The sequence below is a fragment of the Bradyrhizobium sp. LjRoot220 genome, assembly GCF_964252915.1.
Lineage (GTDB): Bacteria > Pseudomonadota > Alphaproteobacteria > Rhizobiales > Xanthobacteraceae > Bradyrhizobium.
The window spans coordinates 111,637-131,715 of the sequence record NZ_CAXUPS020000004.1; the positions used below are offsets into that span (position 1 = coordinate 111,637).

The 20,079-nt window shown below is 63.0% G+C and carries 17 protein-coding genes; 3 read left to right on the forward strand and 14 right to left on the reverse strand.

The features are described 5' to 3' along the window. Nucleotide 1 precedes the first annotated feature (1 nt). Together ACSQ84_RS18910 and ACSQ84_RS18915 are read right to left on the reverse strand one after the other, a co-directional pair. Nucleotides 2–3,130, reverse strand: a complete 3,129-nt coding sequence (locus ACSQ84_RS18910) for an efflux RND transporter permease subunit (RefSeq protein ID WP_436213229.1) — start codon at nucleotides 3,128–3,130, stop codon at nucleotides 2–4. Between the two features lie 3 nt (nucleotides 3,131–3,133). Next, entirely contained in the window at nucleotides 3,134–4,264 is a 1,131-nt protein-coding gene (locus ACSQ84_RS18915) for an efflux RND transporter periplasmic adaptor subunit (protein WP_436213230.1), read from the reverse strand. A 156-nt stretch (nucleotides 4,265–4,420) separates the two neighbouring features. Between ACSQ84_RS18915 and xth the strand changes: the two genes are divergently transcribed. Then, nucleotides 4,421–5,212 carry an exodeoxyribonuclease III gene (xth, locus tag ACSQ84_RS18920; RefSeq protein ID WP_436213231.1) on the forward strand — a complete coding sequence of 264 codons (792 nt, stop codon included), beginning with the start codon at nucleotides 4,421–4,423 and terminating at the stop codon, nucleotides 5,210–5,212. Between the two features lie 98 nt (nucleotides 5,213–5,310). On the opposite strand, the gene ACSQ84_RS18925 is transcribed toward xth, so the two are convergent. The 8 genes from ACSQ84_RS18925 to ACSQ84_RS18960 all read right to left on the reverse strand — a co-directional run bounded on the left by ACSQ84_RS18925 (nucleotide 5,311) and on the right by ACSQ84_RS18960 (nucleotide 11,130). Then, the gene (locus tag ACSQ84_RS18925; RefSeq protein WP_436213232.1) at nucleotides 5,311–6,177 is read right to left on the reverse strand and encodes a tetratricopeptide repeat protein; all 867 of its coding nucleotides are present in this window, start codon (nucleotides 6,175–6,177) and stop codon (nucleotides 5,311–5,313) included. Then, nucleotides 6,164–6,889: a dihydroxy-acid dehydratase domain-containing protein gene (locus ACSQ84_RS18930; protein WP_436213233.1), complete on the reverse strand. Its 726-nt coding sequence runs from the start codon at nucleotides 6,887–6,889 to the stop codon at nucleotides 6,164–6,166. The genes ACSQ84_RS18925 and ACSQ84_RS18930 overlap by 14 nt, the downstream gene beginning before the upstream one ends. A gap of 219 nt (nucleotides 6,890–7,108) precedes the next feature. Then, nucleotides 7,109–8,347, reverse strand: a complete 1,239-nt coding sequence (locus ACSQ84_RS18935) for a cytochrome P450 (protein WP_436213234.1) — start codon at nucleotides 8,345–8,347, stop codon at nucleotides 7,109–7,111. Between the two features lie 1,100 nt (nucleotides 8,348–9,447). Beyond that, nucleotides 9,448–9,633 (reverse strand): hypothetical protein, encoded by a 186-nt coding sequence (locus ACSQ84_RS18940; protein WP_436213235.1) that lies wholly within the window; start codon nucleotides 9,631–9,633, stop codon nucleotides 9,448–9,450. A gap of 213 nt (nucleotides 9,634–9,846) precedes the next feature. Next, complete coding sequence (locus tag ACSQ84_RS18945) at nucleotides 9,847–10,020, reverse strand: hypothetical protein (RefSeq protein ID WP_436213236.1); 174 nt, start codon at nucleotides 10,018–10,020, stop codon at nucleotides 9,847–9,849. A gap of 282 nt (nucleotides 10,021–10,302) precedes the next feature. Then, nucleotides 10,303–10,497, reverse strand: a complete 195-nt coding sequence (locus ACSQ84_RS18950; RefSeq protein ID WP_436213237.1) for a hypothetical protein — start codon at nucleotides 10,495–10,497, stop codon at nucleotides 10,303–10,305. 66 nt (nucleotides 10,498–10,563) lie between these two features. Then, entirely contained in the window at nucleotides 10,564–10,752 is a 189-nt protein-coding gene (locus ACSQ84_RS18955; protein WP_436213238.1) for a hypothetical protein, read from the reverse strand. A gap of 243 nt (nucleotides 10,753–10,995) precedes the next feature. Further along, complete coding sequence (locus tag ACSQ84_RS18960; protein ID WP_436213239.1) at nucleotides 10,996–11,130, reverse strand: hypothetical protein; 135 nt, start codon at nucleotides 11,128–11,130, stop codon at nucleotides 10,996–10,998. Nucleotides 11,131–11,166: 36 nt separating this feature from the next. On the opposite strand from ACSQ84_RS18960, the gene ACSQ84_RS18965 reads away from it, so the two are divergent. Both ACSQ84_RS18965 and ACSQ84_RS18970 read left to right on the forward strand, forming a co-directional pair. Beyond that, nucleotides 11,167–11,409 (forward strand): DUF6894 family protein, encoded by a 243-nt coding sequence (locus tag ACSQ84_RS18965; RefSeq protein ID WP_436213240.1) that lies wholly within the window; start codon nucleotides 11,167–11,169, stop codon nucleotides 11,407–11,409. A 798-nt stretch (nucleotides 11,410–12,207) separates the two neighbouring features. Continuing rightward, entirely contained in the window at nucleotides 12,208–14,412 is a 2,205-nt protein-coding gene (locus ACSQ84_RS18970; protein ID WP_436213241.1) for a lytic transglycosylase domain-containing protein, read from the forward strand. 187 nt (nucleotides 14,413–14,599) lie between these two features. Here ACSQ84_RS18970 and ACSQ84_RS18975 read toward each other — a convergent pair whose 3' ends face one another. The 4 genes from ACSQ84_RS18975 to ACSQ84_RS18990 all read right to left on the reverse strand — a co-directional run bounded on the left by ACSQ84_RS18975 (nucleotide 14,600) and on the right by ACSQ84_RS18990 (nucleotide 20,078). Next, nucleotides 14,600–15,571: a tripartite tricarboxylate transporter substrate binding protein BugD gene (locus tag ACSQ84_RS18975; RefSeq protein WP_436213242.1), complete on the reverse strand. Its 972-nt coding sequence runs from the start codon at nucleotides 15,569–15,571 to the stop codon at nucleotides 14,600–14,602. A gap of 165 nt (nucleotides 15,572–15,736) precedes the next feature. Beyond that, entirely contained in the window at nucleotides 15,737–16,978 is a 1,242-nt protein-coding gene (locus ACSQ84_RS18980) for a threonine synthase (RefSeq protein WP_436213243.1), read from the reverse strand. Nucleotides 16,979–17,179: 201 nt separating this feature from the next. Beyond that, on the reverse strand, nucleotides 17,180–18,601 hold the full coding sequence (gene lpdA / locus ACSQ84_RS18985) for a dihydrolipoyl dehydrogenase (protein ID WP_436213244.1): 1,422 nt from the start codon (nucleotides 18,599–18,601) through the stop codon (nucleotides 17,180–17,182). A 121-nt stretch (nucleotides 18,602–18,722) separates the two neighbouring features. Then, nucleotides 18,723–20,078: a pyruvate dehydrogenase complex dihydrolipoamide acetyltransferase gene (locus ACSQ84_RS18990; protein WP_436213245.1), complete on the reverse strand. Its 1,356-nt coding sequence runs from the start codon at nucleotides 20,076–20,078 to the stop codon at nucleotides 18,723–18,725. Between the last annotated feature and the right edge of the window lies 1 nt (nucleotide 20,079).

The following is a 20,079-nucleotide window of genomic DNA, read 5'->3' on the forward strand; positions in this document are numbered from 1 at the left end:
ATCATTCAGCCGCGACCACGCGCGGCCGCTCGCCCTCGGCGGTCTCTTCGAGCTGCGGCTCGAGCCGGCGCTTCAGGCGGCGGTCGAGACGGTCGAGATAGATGTAGATCACCGGCGTGATGTACAGCGTCAGCAGTTGCGACAGGCACAGGCCGCCGACCACGGCGACGCCAAGCGGCTGGCGCAGTTCGGCGCCGGCGCCGGCGCCGAGCGCGATCGGCAGCGTGCCGAAGATCGCGGCGAACGTCGTCATCATGATGGGGCGGAAACGCAGCAGCGCGGCTTCCCGGATCGCATGCTCGGCGCTGAGGCCGACGCTGCGCCGCTCCAGTGCGAAGTCGACCATCATGATGGCGTTCTTCTTGACGATGCCGACCAGCATCACGATGCCGATCATCGCGATCACGGACATCTCCATCCCGAACAGCATCAGGGTCAGGATCGCGCCGATGCCGGCCGATGGCAGGCCGGAGATGATGGTGATCGGGTGGATGAAGCTCTCGTAGAGAATGCCGAGGATGACGAACGCCGCGAACACGGCCGCGAGGATCAGCACGCCCTGCCCGCGCAGCGAATCCTGGAACACCTGCGCCGTGCCGGAGAAGCCGGTGGCAATGGTCGCCGGCAGGTTGGAGCTCTGCTCGAGCGTCGTGATCTGGTCGACCGCATAGCCCAGCGAATGGCCGGGCGCGAGGTTGAACGAGATTGTCACCGCCGGTTGCTGCGCCTGATGGTTGATTTGCAGCGGCCCCACCGTCGGAACCAGCTTCGCCACCGCCGACAGCGGAATGGTCTGGTTGTTCTGGGTCTTCATGTAGAGCCTGGACAGATCGGACGGATCGACCCGGAACTGCGGCTGCACTTCCAGGATGATCTGGTAGTCGTTCGACGGCATGTATATGGTGCCGACCTGGCGCGAGCCGTAGGCATTGTAGAGCTGGTTGCGAACCTGGTCGACGGTGACGCCGTAGACGGCGGCCTTCTCGCGGTCGATATCGACCGTCATCTGCGGGTTCTTGATGTAGAGATCGGTGGTGACGTCGAGCAGGCCCGGCACCTTCTCGATCTTGTCGCGCATCTCGGGCGCCAGCCGGTACAGCGAGTCGGTGTCGCCGCTCTGCATCACATACTGGTATTGGCTCTTGGAAATCCGACCGCCGATATTGAGGTTCTGGATCGGCTGGAAGAACGCCTGCATGCCCGGAACCTGGCGTGCGCTGGTCCGGAGCCGCGCGATAATCGCAGTGAGGTTGTCGCGTTCCTTCTTCGGCCTCAGCGCGATGAACAGCCGCCCGTAGTTCGCCGTCGCGTTCGGTCCGCCGGCGCCGACGGTGGAGTTGATGTATTCGATCGCAGGATCCGCTCTCAGCACCGCGACCAGCGCCTGTTGCCGCTCCTTCATCGCATCAAAGGACGTGTCGGTGGCAGCCTCGGTGACGCCAATCAGGAAGCCGGTGTCCTCCTGCGGAAAAAAGCCCTTCGGCACGATCATGTAGAGATAGACGGTGCCTGCGAGCGTTGCCAGCGTCACGGCCAGCATGAAGGCCTTGCGCGCCAGCACCCAATCAAGCGTCCATTCATAGGCACGCAGCCAGGATTCGAACATCGCCTCGAAAACGCGAAGCACGGCATTCGGCTTCTTGTTCGGGTCATGCGCCCGCAGCACGCGCGCGCACAGCATCGGCGTCAGGGTCAGCGAGACGAATCCCGACACGATGATCGCGACCGATACCGTCACCGCGAACTCACGGAACACGCGGCCGACGATGCCGCCCATCAGCAGCACCGGAATGAAGACGGCGATCAGCGAGAACGTGATCGAGATGATCGTGAAGCCGATCTCGCGCGCGCCTTTCAGCGCGGCCTCAAACGGCCGCATCCCGCGCTCGATGTGGCGGACGATATTTTCCAGCATGACGATGGCGTCGTCGACCACGAAGCCGACCGAAAGCGTCAGCGCCAGCAGCGTCATGTTGTTGATCGAATAGTCCAGCGCGTACATCACCGCGCAGGTGCCGAACAGCGAGATCGGAACCGCCAGCGCCGGAATGAAGGTCGCGGACGCCGAGCGCAGGAACAGGAAGATGACGAGGATGACGAGCCCGATCGCGATCAGCAGCGTCTCCTCGACGTCAGCCACCGCCTGACGAATGGATACCGAGCGATCCATCAGCACGTTGATCGACACCGATGGCGGGATCTGCGCCCGCAACACCGGCAATTTGGCCAGAATGCCGTCGACCACCGCCACCGTGTTGGCGTCCGGCTGCTTCTGGATGCCGAGCACGATCGAGCGGTCGTCGTTCAGCCAGCTTGCGATCCGCTCGTTCTCGACGCTGTCATAGATCTTTGCGACTTCATCGAGCTTGACCGGCGAACCGTTGCGCCACGCCACCACGATCTTGCTGTAGTCAGCCGCCTTGTCCATCTGGCCGGAGGCCTGCAGCGCCACGTCCTGTTTCGGTCCGTTAAGCGTGCCGACTGGGGTCGACGAGTTGGCGGCCGACACCGCGGCGCGAATGTCTTCGAGCGACAATCCGCGCGCCGCGGCGGCTTCCGGATCGGCCTGGACGCGAACGGCGAACTTCTGCGCGCCGTAGACGCTAACCTGCGCGACGCCCGGTATCTGGGACAGGGTCTGGCCGATGGTGATTTCGCCATATTCGTTGACCGCCGACAACGGCAGCGTGGACGAACCCAGCACCACGAACAGGATGGCAAAATCGGCCGGGTTCACTTTCCGGAAACTCGGCGGAATTCGCATCTCGATCGGCAACCGGCGTTGCGCGATCGTCAGCGCCGTCTGCACGTCGAGCGCAGCGGAATCGATATTGCGGTTGAGATCGAACTGGATCGTGATCTGGCTGGTGCCCTGCGAGGAATTCGACGACATCGAGGAGATGCCGGCGATGGTCGAGAGCTGGCGCTCGATGACGCCGGCCACCGAGGCGGCCATGGTATCCGCGCTCGCGCCCGGCAAAGTCGCGGTCACGGCGATGGTCGGGAAATCGACCCGCGGCAGCGCCGAGACCGGCAACAGGCGGAAGCCGAAAATGCCGAAGGCGATGATCGACGCCGTGATCAGCGTCGTCATCACCGGCCGGCGGATGCAGAGCTCCGAGAGCGTCATCGGCTACGCCCCCGCCTTCTTTGCCCGCGGCTCGACCCGCGTTCCGTCCGACAGCAGCAATTGTCCGTCGACCACCACGCTCTCGCCGCCGGCGAGCCCTTCCGAAATCACTGAGATGCCCTGCGAGGTGCGATCGACCGTCACCGGTTGGACCTTGGCTACGCCGTCCTTGACGACGAAGACGAAATTGCCGCTCTGGCTGCGCTGCACGGCAACCGTCGGCACCACGATCGCATCTTCGCTGCGGATCGTGAGTTTGGTTGTGACCAGGGTCCCGGGCCACAATGTCTCGTTCTCGTTGTTCATGATGCCGCGCACCGTGACCATGCCGGTGGTGGCGTCGACGGTGTTTTCGACCATCGCGACCCTGCCGGTCTCGGAACGCTGATGCCCCGGGATGGTCGCGGTAACGCCGGAGACCCCTTTTGCCATCGACTCCCGCAGGTCCACCAGCACGCGCTGGGGAACCGCGAACGTCACGTAGACCGGCGCCATCTGGTTGATGACCGCGAGCGGCGCCAGATCGGCCGGGCGCACGAAATTTCCGGCCTTCACATTGGCCACGCTGATCCGGCCCGAAAACGGCGCGCGGATCATGGTGTAGCTTTTCTGGACCTTCAGATTGTCCAGCGACGCCTGGTCGGACTTGATGGTTCCGGCCAGGATATCCGCCGCCGTCTTGGCGTTGTCGAGATTGACCTGCGTGGTCGCGCCCTTGCCGATCAGCTCGCTGTAGCGCCGGACATCGCGCAGCGCACCTTCGAGCTGGGCGCGATCCCTCGCCAGCACCCCCTCGGCCTGTTCGATCTGGGCGTCGATCTGACGCGCATCCAGGGTGAACAGCAAGTCGCCCGCATTGACCTTGGCGCCGTCCTCGAAATGGACGGAGAGGATGGTGGTCTCCACCCGCGACTTCAGCGCGACACTGGAGATCGGCGTGACCGTTCCGTTGGCGTCGACATCGACGGGCACGGACTTGCGCTCCGCCTTCGCCAGTTCGACCGAGACCATGCGCGGGCGCTGCGGCCCCTGTGCGCTGGCGTTGCTGCCCATCCACGACGAGCGGGTTGTGTAGGCGGCGACGGCCGCGATGCCGATAATGCCGGCAAAAAGTATCCAGTTACGCTTTTTCATAATTTTTCAGGTCCGTCGGTCCGCAAAGGGCGGGACAGCTGCTCCCGGACCCTTGACGGCGACTTTTACGCCTTATTTCTAGATAGTTACCACAGGCTAGCTGCACATGGTATGCCACTGCCGTGAAATTGTGTGGTTTCAATCCGGACTTTTGCAATGCGTATCGCGACGTGGAACGTCAATTCGGTCCGGCAGCGGATCGACCATCTCCTGACCTGGCTGAAGGACTGTGCGCCCGATGTCGTCTGCCTGCAGGAAATCAAATGCATCGACGAAGCCTTTCCGCGGCTTGAGATCGAGGCGCTCGGCTACAACGTCGTCACGCATGGCCAGAAGACCTTCAACGGCGTCGCGCTGTTGTCGAAACTGCCGTTTGAGGAAACCAAATCGGGCCTCGCCGGCGACGACGAGGACGCCCATGCCCGGTTTCTCGAAGGCGTGATCCCCCTGAAAACGGGCGTGCTGCGCATCGCCTGCCTCTATCTGCCCAATGGAAATCCTGCGGATTCAGATAAATATCCCTACAAACTCAAATGGATGTCGCGGCTTCTTGAGTACTCCAGGGAGCGACTTAAAGCGGAGGAACCGCTGATCCTGGCGGGCGATTTCAACGTCATCCCGGCAGCGGCGGATGTCTACAATCCCGCCGCCTGGGCCAATGACGCGCTGTTCCGCCCGGCCACCCGCGAATCCTTTCAATCGCTGCTCGGGCTTGGACTGACGGATGCGCTGCGCGCCGTGAACGACGCGCCGGGCCAGTACACTTTCTGGGACTATCAGGCCGGGGCCTGGCAGAAGAACTGGGGCCTGCGGATCGACCATTTGCTGCTGTCGCCGCACGCCAGCGACCGGTTGACCAATATCGGCGTCGATAGCTACGTGCGCGCCTGGGAGAAGCCGTCCGACCATGTCCCGGTCTGGGCCGATCTCGATTTCGAAGCCGCGTGAGAGAATCGGCGCGCCGCCCAAGCGGGCTGGCTACAAGGCAGGCTGGCTACAAGGCAGGCTGGCTACAAGGCAGGCTGGCTACAGGACGGCGGCGGGAATCAGTCCCGGCGGCCCTGCACCCAGTGCTCGAGCATCTGCAGCGCCATGGCGCGGTCGTCGCCGGAGGCTTTCGCCATCGCCCGGCTGTAGCTTTCCTTGATCCAGACCTCTTCCGGCAATGCGCTCTCGCTGGCCAGGGTCAGCCACATCAGCCCCCGCGCGCGTTGCGGCGGCAGCCGGTCGCCATTGAACAGCATCTGGCCGAGCAGCGCCTGCGCCTGATGCTGGCCCTTCTGGGCGGCCAGACCGAGCCAGCGGGCGCCATAGCGGAAATCTTCCCGCGAGGCGTCAGGGGTCTTCAAATAGAGGCGCGCCAGATCGTACTGGGCGTCGGCATTGCCGAAATAGGACGCGGCATAGGAGAACATTTCCCGCGCCCGTTCCCGGTCGACCTTGATCTTCGAATTGGGAATGCCGTTGAGGTAATACCGCCCCAGCGCCACGAACGCGTTGGCGACGATCGCCGCCTGCGGCGCCGACGGCGAGTCCTCGGCATGCTGGTTGGCAATGCGGCTGAAATATTCGAAAGCCCGCAGATCGTCCTGGGCGACACCATCGCCGTTGGCATACATCCGGCCCAGTTTCCACTGCGCCACGGGATGACCACCTTCAGCGGCGTATTGCAGCGAGGTCAGCGACGGCGCGGTGCCTGCGGCAGCGGCGGCCGCGGTTGTCGGCGGAGCGGCCTTTTTCAGGCCCGGGACGCCCAACGCCTGGGCATTCAGCGCCTGGGCGGCGGGCTGGGAGGCCATCGGCAGCGCGGCATCCTTGGGATTTACCGGCGCACCATCAAACGCGAATCCGGGGCCCGCCACCGGCGCGGCCCCTAACAGAAACGCGAAAATGATACGCCTAGATACCCGCATAACACTGTTTCTCGTGCGCACCACCAGGATGGGGAACAGCGCCATCCGTCGCCGGCCCAACCTGTTGGGCATCATTCCACAGCGCACCCAGCGTGTGGTTAGTCGCGCGGGGGTGCCATTTGGTCTCATGTTGGGGGGCGTCGGCGCCGGTCAACTTTACGTTAGGACCGCCGAGGGCGTTCTCTTCGGGACCGAAGCGGTGGGCAGAACCGGATAATTTCAGCTTCGACATGCCCGCGACCTTCACGACCGCACCTTCCGGCGCAACATTACCCTTCGGGCCGACAACACCGTCCGAGGCGGCATTCGGCCTTACGCTCTTGAGGTTTTCGGCGATCGTCCGGCCCTTGGCGGTAATGCAATCTCCGCGCAGGTGGCCATTGTCGAGCAGCGTATTCATCAGAAGCGATATGCCGCTAATTTCGTGTATGTCTTTGGCAACATAACGGCCGCCCGGCTTCAAACCAGCGGCACACGGAGTCTTTTTGAAGATTTTCTTGAAGATTTTCGCAGCGAAGATTTCCGTATCGTCGATCAAATCGAACTGGGCGCTGCACGGGTTGGTGATCACCGGCAGGTGCGGTGCAGCATTGCTCGCGTCGGCGGAGACCTTGGCGACAGCGGAGGCCGTGGCGACAGCGGCATGGGACGCGCACGTGCGCCCCTCCGTCACGTGACGGCTCCTGTCCTTGATGTTGGTCACGGCGTCCATCGCGAACCTGTTTTCCCAGCCGCCTCGACTCGCGAGCACTGTGGCCATCAGCCTATGAAGACATGATTTCATGCAGGGGTGTGGCTAAAAAGCGGCGCCAGCAACAACCGGCTGCTTTGAGGGTTAAATCTTCAGGAACTGTTGCGGTATCGCAACAATCGTGGCACGGAGGCAACGATTGACGGCACAACTCGCACAGGATGTGGAACTAAGTGCGCGCTACCCTTGCACTGCAGCACCCGGGTCGCGTGTTTCCCGCGCCACAACCGGCAGCCGGTCGATCGCGCGCAGCCCGGGCCGTTTTCGCCACTTGATTTCGGATGGATCGACCGCCAGCGCCAGATCGGGCCAGCGCCGCAACAGGGATTTCAGGGCGCACCGGCCTTCGATCCGCGCCAGCTGGTGGCCGAGGCAAAAATGGATCCCGGTGCCGAACGCGATGTGGCGGTTGGGCTTGCGCTGCAGGTCGAGTTGCTCCGGATGCGGATTGGCTTGCGGGTCCATGTTGGCAGCCGCGAGCATCGCCATGATCCTGTCGCCCTTCCTCACACGGACGCCGCCGAGGTCGACATCCCGGCGCACATAGCGCGGTTTGGTGAACTGCACCGGCGTGACGAAGCGCAGAAACTCCTCGACCGCCAGATCAAGCCGGTTCGAATCCTCGGCCAGCCAGTCGCGCAGTTCTCGGTTCTTCAGGAGCTCGAACGCCGATCCGCTGATCAGATGCGTGGTGGTCTCATGTCCGGCAAACAGCAACAGGAACACCATCGACACGATCTCGTCGCGGCTGATCTTCCCGCCGTCCTGTTCGACGCGCACGATCTCGGCGATCAATCCCTGCCCGCCTTGCCGACGAACGGTTTCGAGATGCTGCGCGACGTAGCGCCGCATCGCAAAAATCTTCGGCATCATGCTGAGGAAGCCGAGCGCGCCGGTGAAGCGGGTGAAGCCGCTGGCCCAGGTGGTGAACTTGGCGCGATCGGCCAGCGGCAGCCCGAGCAGTTCGCAAATCACCGACAGCGGCAGCTTGCGCGCGAAACGCTCGACGAGATCGGCTGGACTGCCTTCGGCGAACAATTCATCTGCGAGCCCGTCGCCGATCGCCTGGATGTGCGGCTCCATATCGAGCACGGCACGGCGGCGGAACGCTTCATCGACGATGTCGCGCAGCCTTTTGTGATCGGGCTCGTCCATCGACAGCATGCTGTTGGCGAGCGTGCGCACGATGCCCGGCATCCACCATTGCAGCCCCGCGACGTTGCCGTCGTCGCGGCGGATCGTAAAGGTGTCGGTATCCTTCAACACCTGATCGGCGAGCGCTTGCGTGGTCGTGGCCCAGACCTTGCCGATGATCGGAAACCGCACTTCCACAACCGGACCCATGCGGCGCAGATTATCGATCGCGGCGGCCGGGTTGCGAAAGTAGTCCTGGCTGACGAAGTCTGTCTGCAAACTCATGCGCTGTCCTTCGACGACGTCGGGGAGCCCTATATGCGAGTTCGCGGCTGGAATTCCAGACCCTGCGGGCGACCATCATTGCGAGCCAACGGGTCGGCGCGAAGCGCCGCCCGATGACAGGCTCCGCGAAGCAATCCATAGGGCTGCCGCTCCAAACACAACTGTCATCCCCGCGCAGGCGGGGATCCAGTACGCCGCGGCCTGTCGGTTCTATCACTGCCGCCTCTGGGATACTGGATCACCCGTCGGAGCCTGTCATCGGGCGGCCATTCGGCCGACCCGGTGGCGGGTGACGACAGCTGAATATGTGTTCGCATTCTCGCGGCGCATTGCGCCCGAGCTTTGCCAGAAATCTCCTTGCCCTCGATATAGAGGGCGCAGGGAAGACCGGGTGCGCGCTGCACCCGCGGTCCCGTGTGCAATTGTGCATAAGAATGCGCACACGAGCATACAGGTCCAGCGGAGAACACCCGGCCTTCCCTGCGCAATGGCTTTACGGCTTATAACGAGCTCTCCCCGGAGAACGGCTCTTTTGCCTCCGTTGCGCCCTGAGAAGCAGTTGCCTCCAGGTGCATTGACGCCAGCACCGCGGCGTCAGGACCACACGTCTTCGCCGTACGCTTTTGTCACGATCGTCAACCGCAACATCAGCGTCCACCGCAACCCGTCCAACGTCCGTGACGACGGCCGACGCCCTCTGAGTGGGACGGGATGGCCAATATGTACCCCTGATTTGGCCTTCGATAAAAGCGAAATATTTTTTATTTTGGGGCTTGACATGACTTCCGAAAACCAGAACTGACTTGCCCGTCGGGTGCTGTTTGTCGCACGTTGCCGGGGCCAGCATCCTTCCCTGCGTCAGTTCTATTGTGTCAATTTACAACGTCCACGAGAAGACCCCAATGCGGCTGCAAAACGTAAGGGCGCCGGACGATAACTGCCCCTTCGCAGCGCAGCGTCCCTGAGCTTTCGGCTCCGTCCGTCACCGACCCGAAAAACGGCCTCAGCTCGGGGCTGGCTGAGGCTGAGGCCGCTGTCTCCGGAGAACGTGCCGGGGCAACCCGGCACGGCACATCAACCTCGACGCACCGGAAAGGTTCCTATTCGGGCTTATGGTCGTGGCTGAAGGTCGCGATCTTGCGATCGCGCTGCCACAGCTCGACGTCATGCCCGTCGACCAGGCCCTGGGCGCGCTCGGCGGCGTCTTCTTCGTGTTCGAAGGCGAGATCAACGCGATTGATCACATGCCCGTCGGCGTCGATGATGTAAGCGTAATATCCGTCCATCGTCTGGCTTGCTCCCAACCAACAAATCCGCCGGCGCGAAAGCTGTCACGAGCCGGTGCCGCCACAAGCCGGCGACGGGCAATCACGAGCACAGGGCCTTATCGAAAGTTCAACAAAGGCCACGGCCTTGCTACGCAACAAAACACCGGCCTGTTCATGACAGCATGAATTCCCTAAACGCCAAATGCCCGAAAAACTGCGTTGCGACGTACGCTACCCAGTCAGGATACTACGGTATGTTCTCAGATCCTTCGCCAGTTGCTGGTACTGCGATGCGAGCCTCTCATTTTCCCGGCGGGCTCGCTGATCGGTCGCCAGATCGCCAATCAACGCGCACTCCGATGCGCAACGTTCCAGCAGCTCGATCTCCCGGTTGAGATCCAACATGGCCTTCTCCCATGCCCGGCGGCCGCGCTTCAGCAGCCGGCGTTAAATGTCGCAGAACAATCTGCGAGATCGAAGGCTATAATCGGTCCCGATCAGCGTCTGTCCGGCACACGACTTTCGATTCACAAATTGTGAGGCTCGGTCTCGCCAGAGCAAGGGCTTCGAGAACACGCGCACAGACCGTTGAGGGCCTCTGGTTTCTGAGAGACCGTCCTGCAAGGTTGCGCCGTTGCGCGAATTGGAATTCAGGACGGCGTCGAGTAACTCGTGCGATAGCGCTCGTTAATCGCCTGTCAAATCGTCGCGCTTTAGTTCGACCGCCCTGATCGCCACGTTGGTAAGGCGCATTCGACTCCGCTCTCCGGCGCGCCAGGCCTCCGCGATGGCGTTTGCGGCCAGCGTCTGCGCCTCCCGGAATTTGACGGCCTGGTTCGTACGAATGAGGTAGTCCATCGCGATATTGAGCGCGTCGTCCATCACATTGTCGAATTCGCCAAACCGCCAAGGGTACATGGGGGACCAACCTGAACCAGGATGTCTGCATCATCTTTGAAGGCCGCCACGCGTCGTGCCGGACACCGGGCCGTCGGCCTTCTCCAGCCTCTCGGCGTCGGCGTCGTACTGCTGGGACAAGTCCTTCAGTTTCACGGAGGCCTCGAGGTCGCTGATCGTCAGCGAGAGGCGCTCTGCCCGCCGGGCCTGGTCTCTGAGATGCTCGCTTTGCTTGCTCATCTGAATTTACCCGTAAGTCGGGTAACCGACTTAAGTGTTTTTCGTTCCGGCCGGCAACGACAGTTTCTTTCGGTGGAGGCGTCTTTTGGTGGAAGCGCGACGTTCTGTCAGAGGCGGTTCGATCAGAATCTGGAAGTCGCCCAGAACGAAGGAACCGCTGCGACGATATTCCTCCATGGAACACAACGGTATCCCGTACAGTGTGGTCCAGACGGCCAGCCCCACCGGATGGAAGTGGACCATCTATATGCCCGGCAAGCGGCCGAAGTCCGGGACGGCAATCAATCGCGCGATCGCTATTTGCGTCGCCAAGGCCGCGATCGATAAGGCGATCAAGGTGAAGCTCACTGCCGCTTCAAAGCAGAAGGAACGTTCCATGGCAGTTCCCGTTGCGTCCTCAAACGGAGCACGAGGATGCCACGGTTTTTCATCAACTATCGAAGCGGCGACCTGGTCGCCAAAGACGATGAGGGCCAGGATTACCCGAGCCTGGAACAGGCTCGCTCGGCGGCGCTGCTATCCGCGCGTGAGATATTGGCTGACAATATCCGGTCGGCCACGCCCAACGCCCTGGATGCCGTCATCATCACAAATGAAAGCGGAGCGGAAGTGATGATGATTAGCGCAAAGGACGTTATGCCGAAGTCTTGGAAATAGAAGTCTTGGAAATAGCCGCCTCGAAACTGGCTCGCCAAAGAAACGGCCCCAGCGGGAGGTGCCGTGGCTGGGGCCGCCATTCCGCATCGGACGCAATCAGCGGTAATCATCCGATGGACTAGACAAAGTTCCCCTGGAAGGGTTGGTTCCAATCGGTCTCATCACAGCGACTTCACGGCGGCTTGTCTTGGCTCTAGGAACCCGTCCCGCTCCCCTCCGGTTTATCTGTTCATGGGGCAGCAAGTCTGGTGCTGTCATGTGGACTTCGTTATTGGCACTCTCTGCCGCAGCCGTCGTCCTCCCGGCAATCGTGGTTGTTGGCCTCTTCCGCCTTGCGGCCTTGAAGCGGCCCGACGACCTGAAGGCCCCGCCCCAGGCTGACGAATGGGCTTCTTCTCACGAGCTGCAGACGCCAAAATAGGCCAGCCTGTGAACGAACCAACCGGCCCTGGCGTTTTGCCGGGATGGCCAATTTCTATCTCGCGCTGATTGCATCGGGCGTCGCCCTGTTGCTCGTATCGCTTGGCCTTGCAGGCTTGATGCTGCTGTAAGGACCACTATTATGGCCCGCTCCTGAGCACGCATTTTCGGTGCGCCGTCCACACGCGGTTCCATCGACTTTGGTTCCCCTCGACTTTGATTCCCCTCGACTTTGGTTCCATACACCTCGCAGTTTTCTCGCCCGCTGTTGCGTCTGGGCGACAATTGATTAATCGATCTCATGCTAGCTCTGAGACCGCTCGGACCGCACGCAGGTGCGCGATTTCTTGGTTTGTGACTCGTGGGGAGCACCATGGAATGAACCGTTGCTTGCGTTCGCTGTCCTGTCTTCTTGCCGCAACCGCGCTGGTCCTGTTCGCGCCCGGGGCAACCGCGCGGACCAATCCCAAACAGCCTCCGTCGAAAAAAACGCACGAAGCGAAGAAGCCGCAGGGTGCGAGGAAGGAGGCTCGGCCCCATCGCGACGCTGCAGCCGAAAAGCGTCGGCACACCAGGCATGCCGACGCGAAGAAGAAGTCAAAGCGGGCGCAGGATGCGCCCGTCGCCGAAGAGGCCACACCAAAGCTGACAGGCGATCTTGCACTGGTGAAGGAAGCGATTGGTCTCGCGCGCAAGGCGAAGACCGAGGAAGCGACCGCCGTGCGAGACAGGATCGCGGACCCGGCGGCGCAGAAACTCGTCGAATGGTTCATCCTGCGCCACCCCGAGACCACGGCGAATTTCAACCGCTACGCAGCCTTCATCGCCGCCAACCCGGAATGGCCCAGCGCGGCGCAGCTGCGCCGACGGGCGGAAGCGCGGCTGTGGCAGGAGCGCGGCGATGCCGCCAAGGTTCGCGGCTTCACCGGTGAGGCGCCGGTCAGTGCCAGGGGCAAGTTGGCGCTCGCGCGCGTCAAGCTCGGCGAAGGCGATCGCGACGGTGCGGCTCGGCTGGTGCGCGACGCCTGGCGGTCGGACGAATTGTCTGACCGCGTCGAGGCCGACGTGCTGGAAGCCTTCCGCGATCTCCTCAGCCGCGACGATCACCGCGCGCGGATGGGCAAGCGCATCGGCGCCAAGGACCTCGCGGGCGCAAAGCGGGCTGCAAAACATCTCGGCGACGACGCCCTTGCGATCGTGAAGGCCTGTGCCGCGGTCCGGGGCAAATCGGACAACGCCAAGGACGCGCTCGACGACGTCCCGGCCGAGGCGCGCGCCGATCTCGGCTACACGCTGTGCCGGATCCAGTGGATGCTTGCCGAGAAACGGATCGACGACGCCGCGCGCCTGATGCTGGCGGCTGCGCCGGAGACCATGGCGCTGCAGGACACCGATCAATGGTGGCGCGAGCGGCGCACGCTCGCCCGCAAGCTGCTCGATGAAGGCAAATTCCTGACCGCCTACCAGGTCATCCAGCCCGCGGCCGCGCCCGCCAACGAATATTACCGGTCCGACTACCATTTCATGTGCGGCTGGATCGCCTTGCGCTATCTCGATGAACCCATCAGCGCGCGCGAGCATTTCGCCCGCATCGACGAGGGCCAGACGAACCCAACCGTGCTGTCGCGCGCGCATTACTGGCGCGGGCGCGCCGCCGAAGTCCTTGGCGACAACGCCATGATGCGCGCGAGCTATGAAGCGGCGGCACGCTACCCGACGGCCTATTACGGCCAGCTCGCGCACGCCAAACTCGGCCGCGACGGAATCGAATTGCGTCCGCCCTCGCCGACGCTCGCGGCTGCCGGCGCTTCGACCACGGACGAACGCGTGCGCGCGGCCGACATGCTCTACGAAATCGGCGAACGCGACGTCGTGCTGTATTTCGTCACGGATCTCGGCGAACAAAGCTCCGACGTGGCCCTGCTCGAAGCGCTCGGCGAACTCACCGGCCGCCGCAACCATGCCCGCGCCATGCTGCAGATCGGAAAACCCTCGCTCGGCCGCGGGCTGGCGCTCGACCATTACGCGTTCCCGACCATCGGAATTCCGCCGCACAAGCAGATCGCGCCCGAGATCGAGCACAGCATGATCTATTCGGTGGCGCGTACCGAGAGCGCGTTCGACCAGCGCGACAAGTCGCATGCCAACGCCGTCGGCCTGATGCAGATCACGCCGGAGGCCGGACGCGATACCGCCAAGCGCTTCGGCGTCAAATACGACTGGAACCGGATGGTCTCCGATCCCGTCTACAACACGCAAATGGGCGCCGGTGAACTCAGCGCGCTCCTGAGTGAATACAAGGGCTCGCACATCATGACCTTCGCCGGCTACAACGCCGGCCGCGGCCGGGTCCGCGACTGGATCAAGGCGTATGGCGATCCGCGCGACCCAAAAATCGATCCGGTCGACTGGGTCGAGCGCATCCCGTTCTCCGAGACACGAAACTATGTCCAGCGCGTGACCGAGAATCTGGCGGTCTACCGCGTGCGGTTCGAGGACAGCAACAGCAGCACGGCGGTGGCGGCAAAGACCGGCGAGCGCGTCGTGACGCAGGAGACGAATGCGGCGCCGGTGGCTCCGTGAGCGCGGCTGCGATACCGGCGCAATAAACTCTCGCTGTCGTCCCGTCCTTGAGCCGGGACCCATACCGCGTTGTGCTATCGGCTAAAGCAAGGTGGCCGACACCTGCTACAGTCACAACGGCCGCGGCGTATGGGTCCCCGGATGCGCAATTGCGCATCTGAGCTCAAGGCCGGGACGACCGCGGTGCTCAATCCACCTTCACATTCGCGGCCTTGATCATCGGCCACCACTTTGCAATCTCGGCCTTCTGCCAGGCGCCGAGCGCTTCGGGCGTCTGCTTGTCCTTTGGGGTCATTTGCAAGCCGAGGTTTTCCAGCTGCTTGCGCACCGCAGGATCGTTCAGCGCCTCGACGGCGGCGGCGTTCAGCTTGGTGACGATTTCCCTGGGCGTGCCCTTCGGCACCCACAAGCCCGACCACAGCGTCATGTGAAATCCGCTCAGGCCGGCCTCCTCCGCGGTCGGGATGTCGGAGGCGGATTCCGAGCGCTTGGTATCGGTGACGGCATAGCCGCGGATGTTTCCGGCGCGCACCTGGTTGATGGAATTGGAAAGCTGATCGACGATCATGTCGATCTGTCCGGCGACGAGATCGTTCATCGCCGGGCCGGTGCCGCGATACGGCACATACTGCAGCTTGATGCCGGTGATATTCTCGAAATAGAGCCCGGCGATGTGACTGCCTGATCCGGCGCCGGCAGTGCCGACCGCCGCCGGCTCGGGGCGCGCCTTCAGCCACGCCAGCAATTCTGCCAGCGATTTCGCTGGGACCGCGTTCTTGCTGACGATGATCATCGTGTTGCTCGGCAGCAGCACTACCGGTTCGAGATCGGTCACGAGGTCGTAGCCGAGCTTGTTGTAGATCGCGCCGTTGGCGACGTGGGTGCCGAGATGGCCGAAGCTGATGGTGTAGCCGTCAGGGGCTGATCGTACCGCGCGGCCAACGCCGATCGAACCGGCGGCGCCGGTTACATTCTCGATCTGGACGACCTCGCCCAGCGTCGCCTTCATACGCTCGGCCAGGATTCGCGCCATCACGTCGGAGGGACCGCCGGCCGAGAACGGCACGATGATGGTGATGGGACGGGAGGGAAAATTCTGCGCCGACGCGGCGCTGCCGAACGCCAATACCGCAAGCACCGCCAGCACGATCTTTCGCATCGCATCCTCCCCAAATAGCGCCCACCGTCATTGCGAGGAGCACTTGCGACGAAGCAATCCATCCGTCCGCTATGCCGCGCGATGGATTGCTTCGCGGAGCCTGTCATCGGGCGCGCATTCGCGCGACCCGGTGGCTCGCAATGACGGCCTAGAGATTCGCATTGCCTACAATTTCGCGTAGTCGATCGGCTGATGTCGATCGAGCGTGCGCGTCACCGGCGGCAACGGATATTTAAGCCCTGTCGCGCAATTGAACAGCATCACGCGATCGTTTTTCGTGACCCGGCCGTCGGCCAGGCTCTGCTTGTAGGCAGCATAGGTCGCCGCGCCCTCCGGACACAACAAAAAGCCTTCCTCGCGCGCGACTTCATTGAGCGCAGCAGAAATCTTCTCGTCGTCGACCGCAATGGCGAAGCCCTTGCTCTCGCGCACCGCACGCAGGATCAGAAAATCTCCGACCGCCTGCGGCACGCGGATTCCCGAGGCGATGGTGTGGGCGTCTTCCCAGCGCGTCGCATGCTCGACCCCTGCGTCATAGGCCCGCACCATCGGCGCGCAGCCCGACGCCTGCACCGCCACCATCCGCGGGCGTTTTGAGCCGATGTAGCCGATGGCTTCGAGTTCGGCGAACGCCTTCCACATCCCGATCAGGCCGGTGCCGCCACCGGTCGGGTAGAAGATCACGTCGGGCACGTCCCAGCCGAGCTGTTCGGCGAGCTCGAGCCCCATCGTCTTCTTGCCTTCGATCCGGTACGGCTCCTTCAGGGTCGAGGTGTCGAACCAACCGGCTTTTGCCTTGCCCTCGCCGACGATCTTGCCGCAATCGTCGATCAGACCGTTGACGCGATAGACCGTGGCGCCCTGCAGCTCGATCTCGCTGACGTTCACTTCGGGCGTATCGGCCGGGCAGAAGATCGTGGTCTTGATGCCGCAAGACGTCGCGTAGGCGGCGAGCGCCGCGCCGGCATTGCCGTTGGTCGGCATCGCCATGTGCTTGATGCCGAGCGCCTTGCCCATCGACACCGCCATCACCAGGCCGCGGGCCTTGAACGAACCGGTCGGCAGCCGGCCTTCGTCCTTGACGATGATCTCACCGCCGCCGAGTTTCTTGCCGAGCTTTGGCAGCCGGATCAGCGGCGTCGCAACTTCGCCGAGGCTGACGATATCGCTGACCTTGCGCACGGGGAGAATCTCGCGGTAGCGCCACATGTCGGCGGGCCGCTGCGCCAAGGCGTCCTTCGTCAGCGCCTTCTTGACGCCGGCGAGATCGTAACGCACCAGCAGCGGCTTGTTCGCCTTGGAGAGATTGTGGATTTGGTCGGCGGGATAATGATCGCCTTCCATCGCGCATTCGAGATGGGTCACGAACGTCGGTCGTTCGATGGTCAGGTTGTCGTTGTCTTTCACGGGTGTCTTCTTTCTTGTTCTTTGTGATTCATCCCTGCCAGACCCGTCACCCCCGGACGAACGCACTTGCGTTCGCTCGGGAGGTGGCCGCCTCTTCGGCGGCCCTCGAAGGGCGACGAGCCCCGCCGTTCGATCCGGGCCGTTCATCCTTCGAGGCTCGCCGAAGAGGCGAGCACCTCAGGATGACGGATCCTGGGTTAGCTACATATTCAGCACGCGCCCGTAGGCGTCCAGCACCGCTTCCTTCATCATTTCAGACAGCGTCGGATGCGGGAATACCGTGTGCATCAATTCCTCCTCGGTCGTCTCCAGATTCATCGCCACCACATAGCCCTGGATCAGTTCGGTGACCTCGGCGCCGATCATGTGGGCGCCGAGCAACTTGCCGGTCTTCTTGTCGAAGATCACCTTGACCAGGCCCTGGTCCTCGCCGAGCGCGATCGCCTTGCCGTTGCCGACGAACGGAAAACGCCCGACGCGGACTTCGCGGCCGCCCTCTTTCGCTTTTGCCTCGGTGAGGCCGACGGAGGCGACCTGCGGATGGCAATAGGTGCAGCCGGGAATGAGGTTCTTGTCCATGGCGTGCGGATGCAGGCCCTTGATCGCCTCGATGCAGACCACGCCCTCATGCTCGGCCTTGTGCGCCAGCATCGGCGGACCTGCGACGTCGCCGATGGCGTAGATTCCGGGCACGTTGGTCTTGCCATAGCCGTCAATCACGACAACGCCGCGATCGGTTTTGACGCCGAGCTTTTCCAGCCCGAGGTTTTCGATATTGCCGACGACGCCAACGGCCGAGATCACCCGGTCGACCTCGATCGTCTGCGTCTTGCCCTTGCCGTCGTCGAGCGTCGCGACAACGCTGTCGCTCTTCTTCTCGAGTTTTGTCACTTTGGTGTTGAGGAGAATCTTGATGCCTTGTTTCTCGAACGCCTTCTGGGCGAATTTGGAAATCTCGGCGTCCTCGACCGGCAGCACCTGCGGCAGCACTTCGACCACGGTCACGTCGGCGCCCATGGTGTGGAAGAACGACGCGAACTCGATGCCGATCGCGCCCGAGCCGACCACCAGCAGCGATTTCGGCATCTTGTCGGGCACCATCGCCTCGAAATAGGTCCACACCAGCTTCTTGTCCGGCTCCAGCCCCGGCAGCACGCGCGGTCGCGCGCCGGTCGCCAGGATGATGTGTTTTGCCGTGTAGGCGCCCTCGCCCAGCGTGCCCTTGGGCGCTTCGACCGCGGATTTCTTCACCGTAACCTTGCCCGGCGCGTCGATCGAGGCATCGCCCCAGATCACCTGGACCTTGTTCTTCTTCATCAGGAAGCCGACGCCGTCATTGAGGCGTTTCGAGACGCCGCGCGAGCGCTGCACCACGGCCTTCGGATCGTAGGACACGTTATCGGCGGACAGCCCGTAATCCTTGGCGTGCTGCATGTAATGGTAGATTTCCGCCGAGCGCAGCAGCGCCTTGGTCGGAATGCAGCCCCAGTTCAGGCAGATGCCGCCGAGATAGGATTTTTCGACGATCGCGGTCTTGAAGCCGAGTTGCGCCGCGCGGATCGCGGTAACGTAGCCGCCGGGGCCGGAGCCGATGATGATGACGTCGAAGGAAGTGTCGGCCATGCGCTCATTCTCATCATTCAACCGGACTTAGCTTCCGTCATTGCGAGGAGCCCTTGCGACGAAGCAATCCATGTTTCCGGTGCTGAAATGGATTGCTTCGCTGCGCTCGCAATGACGACGGTCACACCATCATCATGACAGGGTTTTCGATCAGCATCTTGAAGGCGCCGATCAGTTCGGCGCCGAGCGCGCCGTCGACGGCGCGGTGATCGCAGGACAGCGTCACGCTCATGATGTGGGCGGCTTCGATCTTGCCGCCCCGCACCACCGCCCGCTCCTCGCTGGTGCCGACCGCGAGGATGGTCGCGTGCGGCGGATTGATCACGGCGGTAAAATCCTTGATGCCATACATGCCGAGGTTGGACACCGCCGTGGTGCCGCCCTGATATTCGTCGGGCTTGAGTTTTCGCGAGCGGGCGCGCGCGGCAAAGTCCTTCATCTCGGCCGAGATGGTGGAGAGCGATTTGGTTTCCGCCTTGCGGATGATCGGCGTGATCAGGCCGCCCGGCATCGCCACGGCAACGCCGATGTCGGAATGCTTGTGCTTGAGCATGCCGCTTTCGGTCCAGCTCACATTGCAATTCGGAATCCGTTGCAGCGCGATCGCCATCGCCTTGATGACGAAATCATTCACCGAGAGCTTGTAGAGTGGCTTCTTCTCCTTGTCCTTCGGCGCGGCGGCGTTGATCTCCTCGCGCGCGGCGAGCAGCTTGCCGATGTCGCAGTCCATGGTCAGGTAGAAATGCGGCACGGTCTGCACCGACGCCGTCAGGCGTTGGGCAATGGTGCGGCGCATGCCGTCATGCGGCACGACTTCGTAGGAGCCCTCCTCGAACAGGGCCAGGATCTGCTTGTCCGACATCGACGGCGCGATTGAAGGCGCGCCCGCGGGCGCCGCGGCTGGCGCCTTCAAGCCCTTGCCGGATTTGGCATCCGCGACGTCGCGCGCCACGATGCGGCCGTGCGGGCCCGAGCCGTTGATGCGTCCGAGTTCGATGCCGGCTTCTTTTGCCAACCGCCGCGCGAGCGGCGACGAGAACACGCGGGCGTGGCCGTTGGCTTGCGCGGCGGACGCCGCCGCCTGCGGCGCAGCGGCCTGCGTCGGACCGGTCGCCGGGGGTTTTGACGCAGGCGCGGCGGCAGGCGCCGGCGCGGCAGCCGCAGGCGTTGCAGCGGGCGCCGGTGCTGCTTTAGCAGCTGGCGCAGGCGCGGCGCCGGCCGCCTTCACGTCCTCGCCATCGCCGGCCAGGACCGCGATGATGTCATTAACCGGAACGTCCTGCGTGCCTTCAGGCACCAAAATCTTGGCGATCGTGCCCTCGTCGACGGCCTCGACTTCCATCGTCGCCTTGTCGGTCTCGATTTCCGCGATCACGTCGCCGGACTTGACCTTGTCGCCCTCTTTCTTGAGCCACTTGGCAAGGTTGCCCTTTTCCATCGTCGGCGACAGCGCGGGCATCAAAATGTTGATCGGCATT